At 59.6% G+C, this 7075-nt stretch carries 7 protein-coding genes; 6 read left to right on the forward strand and 1 reads right to left on the reverse strand.

The window, feature by feature from the left end; genetic code table 11:
• Positions 1-231 precede the first annotated feature (231 nt).
• The 4 genes from ABWV23_RS21295 to ABWV23_RS21310 all read left to right on the forward strand — a co-directional run bounded on the left by ABWV23_RS21295 (position 232) and on the right by ABWV23_RS21310 (position 4796).
• Complete coding sequence (locus ABWV23_RS21295; RefSeq protein ID WP_353351515.1) at positions 232-1239, forward strand: ABC transporter substrate-binding protein; 1008 nt, start codon at positions 232-234, stop codon at positions 1237-1239.
• Positions 1240-1324: 85 nt separating this feature from the next.
• On the forward strand, positions 1325-2365 hold the full coding sequence (locus ABWV23_RS21300) for an ABC transporter ATP-binding protein (RefSeq protein ID WP_353351517.1): 1041 nt from the start codon (positions 1325-1327) through the stop codon (positions 2363-2365).
• Positions 2362-4044, forward strand: a complete 1683-nt coding sequence (locus tag ABWV23_RS21305; RefSeq protein WP_353351519.1) for an ABC transporter permease subunit — start codon at positions 2362-2364, stop codon at positions 4042-4044. Before ABWV23_RS21300 ends, ABWV23_RS21305 begins: the two co-directional genes overlap by 4 nt.
• Entirely contained in the window at positions 4044-4796 is a 753-nt protein-coding gene (locus ABWV23_RS21310; RefSeq protein WP_353351521.1) for a DeoR/GlpR family DNA-binding transcription regulator, read from the forward strand. The genes ABWV23_RS21305 and ABWV23_RS21310 overlap by 1 nt, the downstream gene beginning before the upstream one ends.
• A 303-nt stretch (positions 4797-5099) precedes the next feature.
• On the opposite strand, the gene ABWV23_RS21315 is transcribed toward ABWV23_RS21310, so the two are convergent.
• Positions 5100-6149 (reverse strand): ABC transporter substrate-binding protein, encoded by a 1050-nt coding sequence (locus ABWV23_RS21315; protein WP_353351523.1) that lies wholly within the window; start codon positions 6147-6149, stop codon positions 5100-5102.
• A gap of 177 nt (positions 6150-6326) precedes the next feature.
• On the opposite strand from ABWV23_RS21315, the gene ABWV23_RS21320 reads away from it, so the two are divergent.
• Together ABWV23_RS21320 and ABWV23_RS21325 are read left to right on the forward strand one after the other, a co-directional pair.
• Complete coding sequence (locus tag ABWV23_RS21320; RefSeq protein ID WP_353351525.1) at positions 6327-6614, forward strand: hypothetical protein; 288 nt, start codon at positions 6327-6329, stop codon at positions 6612-6614.
• Positions 6611-7054: a DUF1636 family protein gene (locus ABWV23_RS21325; protein ID WP_353351527.1), complete on the forward strand. Its 444-nt coding sequence runs from the start codon at positions 6611-6613 to the stop codon at positions 7052-7054. The genes ABWV23_RS21320 and ABWV23_RS21325 overlap by 4 nt, the downstream gene beginning before the upstream one ends.
• The last annotated feature ends 21 nt before the right edge of the window (positions 7055-7075 follow it).

The raw sequence follows: 7075 nt of genomic DNA on the forward strand, positions 1-7075 counted from the left end.
TGATCCCGGGGTGCTCTGCATGAATTTTCCTCAGGTGCAGGGCCCGGCATGTCCAGAAGCTGCGCTGTTCAAATTAAAAATGGACAAAGCGCACAAAAGTGCAAGACTACACAAATAACCCCAAGTCCACATGCAGTGGCCGCGGCTCTCAGTACGGGGCATGGCGAAGGCCTGCTCCGATCCGGGCGGGCGCCGGGTCGAGAACGCGTGGACCAACAAGGAGAGACGAAGATGACAACCTGGACCAAACTCACCGCGGCGACGATGGCCGCCCTCGGCATGGCGGCAACGGCCTATGCGGACGAGCTCACCGTTTATACCGCGCTCGAAGAAGAAGAGATCGCGGCCTATGTCGACGCGGCCCAAAAGGCGATGCCCGATACCGAGATCAACGTGCTGCGCCTGTCCACCGGAAAGCTGGGCGCGCGGCTGCTGGCCGAGGCGGGCAACCCACAGGCCGACGTGATCTGGGGATGGGCCGTCAGTGCCATGATGGACCCCCAGATCCTCGAGATGCTGGAACCCTATTCGGCGGCACGGGTCGATATCCTGCCCGCCACCTTCCGCGATGAAGGCGGAAAATGGTTCGCGCCGATTGGTTACATGGGCGCGTTCTGCGTCAACACGGCTCGGCTGGAGGAAAAAGGCCTCCCGATGCCGACAAGCTGGAAAGACCTGGAGAACCCGGCCTTTCAGGGCGAAGTGTTGATGCCCGATCCGAATTCCTCCGGTACTGGCTACCTGCACGTGAACGCCGTTCTGCAAAGCATGGGTGAAGAGGCCGGCTGGGCACAACTCGAGGCGGTCGATCCGAACATGGCGCAGTACACCTCGTCGGGGTCAAAGCCCTGCAAATCCGCCCGTGTCGGCGAATACACCGTCGGGATTTCCCTGGCCTTTACCGCGATGCAATCTGTCGCAGAGGGCTATCCGCTGGCGATGGTCTTTCCCGAGGGCGGCGTCGGCTATGAGCTTGAGGCCTCTGCCCTCATGAGCAGTTCCGACAACAAGGATGCGGCGAAAGCCTTCCTTGACTGGACGATGTCGGACGAGGCAATCGGCCTTTACCAGCAGTACAAGGCTCTCATCACCGTGCCGGGTGTCGATGCCTCGCAGGCGGCACAGGACGCAGGCCTGCCGGCAGACATCTCGACAATCCTTGCGGATATCGACTTTGTCCAGGCTGCTCAGAACCAGACAGCCGTAAAGGCGACCTGGAAGGAAAAGCTGGGTCGCTGAATGACGTCAGGCGGCACGGGCCGCCGTTCCTTGCGCGCGGGTCCCCTTGGGGCCCGCGCCTCACTCCGAAGAAGACGTGACCACCATGTACCTGACCGTTCGCGATGCGACCAAGACCTTCGGCACCTTCACCGCGCTCGACCGGGTGTCGATCGAGATCGAACGCGGCGAATTCGTCTGTTTGCTGGGGCCGTCCGGCTGCGGAAAAACGACGCTGCTGCGGCTGATCGCCGGGCTGGCAGAGCCCGATGGCGGCGAGATCCTGCTGGAAGGCGAGAGCCTGTCCAACCTGCCGGCGCGCAAGCGCGGCTTCGGGATCGTGTTTCAGTCCTACTCGCTCTTTCCGAACATGACCGTGGCCGAAAACATAGGTTACGGCCTCAAGATCCGCGGCACTGCCCGGTCCGAGATGTCGCAACGCGTATCGGAACTGCTGGACCTGGTGAAGCTGCCGCATGTGGCCGACAATTTTCCCGGCCAGTTGTCAGGCGGCCAGCAACAGCGGATTGCCCTGGCAAGGGCCATCGCCGTCGATCCGCGCGTGCTGTTGCTGGACGAACCGCTGTCGGCGCTCGACGCCAAGGTCCGGACGGAATTGCGGGCCGAGATCCGTCATGTCCAGAGGTCGCTAGGCATTCCCACGCTGATGGTCACACATGACCAGGAAGAGGCGCTGGCGCTGGCCGACAAGATCATCTGCATGAACCACGGCATCGTGGTGCAGGCCGGGACACCGGAAGACCTGTATCACCGTCCAAAGACGCGTTTCGTCGCGGAATTCATGGGGATCAGCAACCTGCTGTCCTGCGATGCGATCCGACGCGCCTTTCCACATCTTTTGACCATGCGGCCAGAGGGGGCGGACGACTCGCTTGTCGCCTGCATCCGCCCCGAGCAGATCGACGTGACCCCGGCGCAGGACGGCAACGCGACGGTGCGCGCCATCAGCTTTCTTGGCAACCTGCGGCGGCTGGAGGTGGACAGCGTGGCCGGGCCCCTGGTGGTCGAAACCCACGGGACGAACTCCTGTCGCGAAGGCGATTGCGTTTCCCTTGGCATCGCGCCCGAGGCCTGCACCTGGCTGGCTGACGACATCGCCCGACCGATGGCCGAGACCCCTGCATGAGCGTCACACAAACAACACCCGCCGCCACCCGCCAACGGCTCGACGCAGACCGGTTGCTGGCCCTTGTCTGTGTCGGGCTGCCGCTGCTTGGTCTCGTGCTGTTCTTCCTTTACCCGATGGTGATCGTGTTCCTGCGATCGGTGACGGTCGAGGGCGGTTATGGGCTTGCCAACTACACGCAGGTCCTGGGCTCTTCCGGGTTCTGGCGGGCCACTCTGCATTCGCTCCTCATGGGCGGCGCGACCACGGCGCTGAGCGTCTTTCTCGGCTTCATCATCGCGCACGGGCTTCATCGCTGCGCCTTCCCGGGCAAGTGGTTGATCCGCGGCGTGATCATCTTGCCGCTGCTCGCGCCCTCGCTGGTGCAGGCCCTTGGCCTGATATTCCTGCTGGGACGCAACGGCGTGATCAGTCGGGCCCTTGGCGTCGAGATCGAGATCTATGGCTTTACCGGCCTGCTGATCGCCAACACCCTTTATGCCGTGCCGCAGGCGGTGATGATCATTGGCGCGGCACTGGTCCTGCTGGACGCTCGGGTTTACGAGGCGGCCGAGGTCTTGGGGGCCTCTCCATCGCGCCAGTTTCGCGACCTGACCCTGCCTGCCGCGCGCTTTGGCATCCTGAACGCAGCCTTCGTGTGCTTCACGATCACGATCACCGATTTTGGCAACGCGGCCGTGATCGGCGGAGATTATTCCGTGCTCGCGACGGAAATCTACTCACAGGTGATCGGTCAGCGGAACTTCAACATGGGGGCCGTCGTTGGGATCATGCTGCTCCTGCCGACGGTGATTTCCTATGCAATCGAGCGGCAGGCCATGAAACGGCAGCAAACCGGGCAAAGTGCCGGACAGGTGCTGTATCGGCCGAGCTTTGCACCGCTGCGCGACCTGATCATGGCCGCGCTGTCATTGCTGATCTGTGCGGCCATCGTCGCGGTCATCGGCATCGTGGTCTATGCCAGCTTTGTCACCCTGTGGCCCTACAACATGTCGTTGTCGACAAAGCATTACAACATCACGCTGGCCGGTGGGTATTCCTCGCTCTGGATGACCATCGTGATATCGCTGATGGCGGCGGCGGGGGGCACGCTGGCGCTGTTTCTGCTGGGCATTGGGCTGCGCCGCATGCCTCGTGCCGTGGCGCAGCCGATCCAGATGCTGGCCGCCATGCCGGCGGCCGTGCCGGGAATGGTCCTGGGCCTCGCCTATATCCTGACTTTCAATTCCACTGCGACGCCGCTGTATCTGCTCTATGGCACGGCGGCTCTGATCGCGATCATCAACTTCTACCACTATCACACACAGGGTTTCCTGGCCCTGATGACCGGCTTCCGACAGTTGCCACCCGCCTTGGAGGAGGCCGCAGGAAGCCTTGGCGCCGGATTGCGACGGACGGCCATCGATATCGTCGCGCCGTTCATTGCGCCGATGCTTGTGTCCGTCTTCTTTTTCCTCTTCATGCGCTCCATGGTGACGCTGTCGGCGGTCATCTTCCTGACCACGCCGAAGCTGAGCGTCGCGGCCGTGACGATCATGCGGCTCGATGACGCCGGCCTGACCTCGCAGGCGGCGGCGTTTTCCACCTGTGTCATGGCGGTCGTCTGCCTGGCCTTGCTGGCCATGAAGCTCTCGATGATCGTGATGGGGCATCGCCGTCGACCAAAGGGGGCGTCCTGATGTGGGCACAGGAACGTCACCAACGGATCCTGTCCATGCTGGCAGCCAGCCGACGGGTGAACGCCAACGACCTTGCCGAAATCTTGAAAGTCTCCAGAGAGACGGTCCGACGCGACCTGCTGGATCTTGAAAAGACCGGGCAGGTCAATCGGGTTCACGGCGGTGCCGTTCTGCCCGAGCCACGGACCGAAGAGCCGTTTCGCCAGCGCATGACAGACCAGCTCCGCGCCAAATCCCAGATTGCGCGCAAGGCCGCGGGGCTGATCCAGCCCGGGCAGACGATCCTTGTGGATGCCGGCACGACCACGGCCATCTTCGCGCGCGAACTGGCGAAACTGTCGGACATGTCCGTGATCACCAACTCGTTGGACGTGGCAACCACACTCCAGGGGGCCGGTAGAGAGGTTCTGTTGCTGGGGGGGCGGATGCTCGCCGATGTCCCCGCCACGGTGGGAGAGATCACCCTGTCCGAGATCCGCCGGTTCACCGTGGATCTTTGTTTTTCCGCCCCGGTCGCGGTTCACCCGACCCAGGGCGCATTCTTCTACGACCTGAAAGAGGCCGAGATCGCCATCGCAATGGCGGCGCAGGCGCCGCGTTCCGTCATCCTGGCCCACCACAGCAAGCTTGGCGAAACGAGCAGGGTCCGGTCCCTGGAAACGCGCGAGATCGGCACCCTCGTGACGAACAGGGCGGCGACCGCAGAGCAGATCACGGCCTTTCGGGAGGCCGGTGTAGATGTCATGATCTGAGGGCCGATAAGCGGCGGAAAAGCTTCTACAGCTTCTCCGATGTGATGCTCCCCTTAACATGGACCGTTCGCAGTGACGAAATTGGCAGGGTCCTGGTCCGGAAAAGAAGGGACCACGACGAAACCTCATCCTCCGCAAGTCACAGGGCCCCTGCCCCACCCTATGCACGCCGATTCGGGGCTTGGGTGGTCGTCACAGGTTTTGTGGAACACCGGATTTGTGCAACAAAGCCTCGTGATGTCATGAGTCACGCAACGCGCCTGAACTCAATGGGTCCTGACCCTGGAGGACCGAGTTTTTCGTTCAGAAATTTTCTATGACACTGAAATTATTACCTAGAGCCTGCGCAATATAAACCGATTGGCGCTGCCCTATGCTTGCGATCCGCGAGTCCTGGCGCGCGGAACGATATCGGACTTCCCCCGTGGGAACACCATCAAGCCGAGAAATACCCAGCCGCTGAGCAGCATCTGCCATCCCTACTGCACAATGGACACCTTCGTAACAGGACTGTCCATAAGTGTTAGGCATCGGCGCATATTCACCAAAGGCTGTCCAATAGTGTTCCATGAAACTTCTATTTGCACTGACGCGAGAGGACGCGAAGTAATTCGCACAGGCAAAGATGGCTTCCGACTCGTTCTGTGTTAACGAGAGCAGGGCCGACTCTTCGGTCGCAATGCAGCAGCGAGGAATGTGCGAGGCCAAACCGACCTTCTCAAAGCTGCGAAAAAATGGAATTCCCTGATCTCCGACCAGAAATGACAATAGTATATCGGGTTTAGATCTTTTTATTCTTTCTATCGCGCGATTGTCCCAATCTTCATTGGCGTTCATCGGGCGCAAGATAATATCTTCCACGCAATTTCCCATCCCGGCAATCATGGTGGCCGCCATCGGCATGGATCTTCTTGGCCAGCGGTAATCACTCCCGATTAGAGAAAATCGCCGAGCATGGAAGCGGCTTTCAATCCACTCAAGAAAGGGGCGCACAAGCAAATCATCCGTCGAACCCACGGAAATGGTTGGCTCCGGCAAATCCATCTCGAAATTCGGAGTGTAAATAAAGGGAACCCGCCCCGACAATGCAAAAGAAACTTCCCTGCGGGAGTTCGAAGCAAGCATGCCGACCACTGCCGAAACCCCGGCGTCAACCAGACTATTCGCGGCGTGGACAACATTATCTGTTTCCCAACCGGCATCACGTACGACGAGTTCAATCTCGTGTCCCGCAACTCCACCTGCCAAATTTGCTTCAGCGGCGGCTAACATTGCCGCATTCACCGCAGAAGGAGCCCAAATTCCCGTGGGCCCACTCTTAGACAGCAGCAATCCGACTTTTATTCTTGTCATCGATCACCCTCGCAACCCTTCATGCCGTTGCTGCAAGAGCCATGCATGGACCTATTCAATCCAACGGTTTTTCGCGATCGGTGTCAATGTCACTGTGTTTTTTCAAAGCATCCAGGGACTGGCCCCGTTGATTTCAACTGATTACCATGATTCACCTGCCGGAAATTAAGCCGTGACATGGACGATGTTGCGCAACTCAAATTTGAAATGGCATCCCCCCTTCCCTTTCTGCGGTCATGCCGCGCGCACGATCTCAGCGGCACCGAGGCCTGGAATACGATTCGTGACTGCGCCGCGGATGTCGATTTCGGCGGCCTGACCATCACACCATCAACCTTTCCGCGGATGTCTAATTCCGGGGCGACCAACCATTCTGAAACGAAGAAAGAGAATAAAACGAAAAACCCCCAAAACTCGGCCCTTGCCTCACCTCAAATCTGCCGCATAATCAAACCAACCAAATGAGCCTGACCTTCTCTACGATCACGCTACCATCTGGCCCAGAACACGTGATGATGGACACGGAAAACAAATTGGAAAACATGGCAAAAACGAGTTCTAACACCATCCGAATACTGGTGTGCTCTACATGTACTGGTAACCGAGACAGAAACACAGAAACCATAGCACTGTATCAGGCCATCAAGAACGAAGGTTTGGACAAAACGGTTCTAGCTGAGTTCGGCGGGTGCCTGAACGCGTGCAGTGAGCCCATTGCCATGGGCCTTCAAGGTTCGGGGCGAGCAAGTTACGTGTTTTCGGGAATCGATCTGGTAAAGGATGCAGAAGATATCGCCCGCACCTGCAAAACGTATCTTGAACTCCGGAAAGGCTGGATCGTCGATGCCCAAGATTGCGGACGCTTGCGGCACTGCCTGCATGCCAGGCTTCCAGCTTGGCCCTGACAGTTAATTGGTTCCCTTTAC

The organism is Aquicoccus sp. SU-CL01552 (genome assembly GCF_040365005.1).
Taxonomy (GTDB): domain Bacteria; phylum Pseudomonadota; class Alphaproteobacteria; order Rhodobacterales; family Rhodobacteraceae; genus Antarcticimicrobium.

What these genes read in the sequence shown, in the direction of transcription:
- ABWV23_RS21295 (WP_353351515.1), top strand. Translation starts at nt 232, where the DNA reads ATGACAACCTGGACCAAACTCACCGCGGCGACGATGGCCGCCCTCGGC.
- ABWV23_RS21300 (WP_353351517.1), top strand. Translation starts at nt 1,325, where the DNA reads ATGTACCTGACCGTTCGCGATGCGACCAAGACCTTCGGCACCTTCACC.
- ABWV23_RS21305 (WP_353351519.1), top strand. Translation starts at nt 2,362, where the DNA reads ATGAGCGTCACACAAACAACACCCGCCGCCACCCGCCAACGGCTCGAC.
- ABWV23_RS21310 (WP_353351521.1), top strand. Translation starts at nt 4,044, where the DNA reads ATGTGGGCACAGGAACGTCACCAACGGATCCTGTCCATGCTGGCAGCC.
- ABWV23_RS21315 (WP_353351523.1), bottom strand. Translation starts at nt 6,149, where the DNA reads ATGACAAGAATAAAAGTCGGATTGCTGCTGTCTAAGAGTGGGCCCACG.
- ABWV23_RS21320 (WP_353351525.1), top strand. Translation starts at nt 6,327, where the DNA reads ATGGACGATGTTGCGCAACTCAAATTTGAAATGGCATCCCCCCTTCCC.
- ABWV23_RS21325 (WP_353351527.1), top strand. Translation starts at nt 6,611, where the DNA reads ATGAGCCTGACCTTCTCTACGATCACGCTACCATCTGGCCCAGAACAC.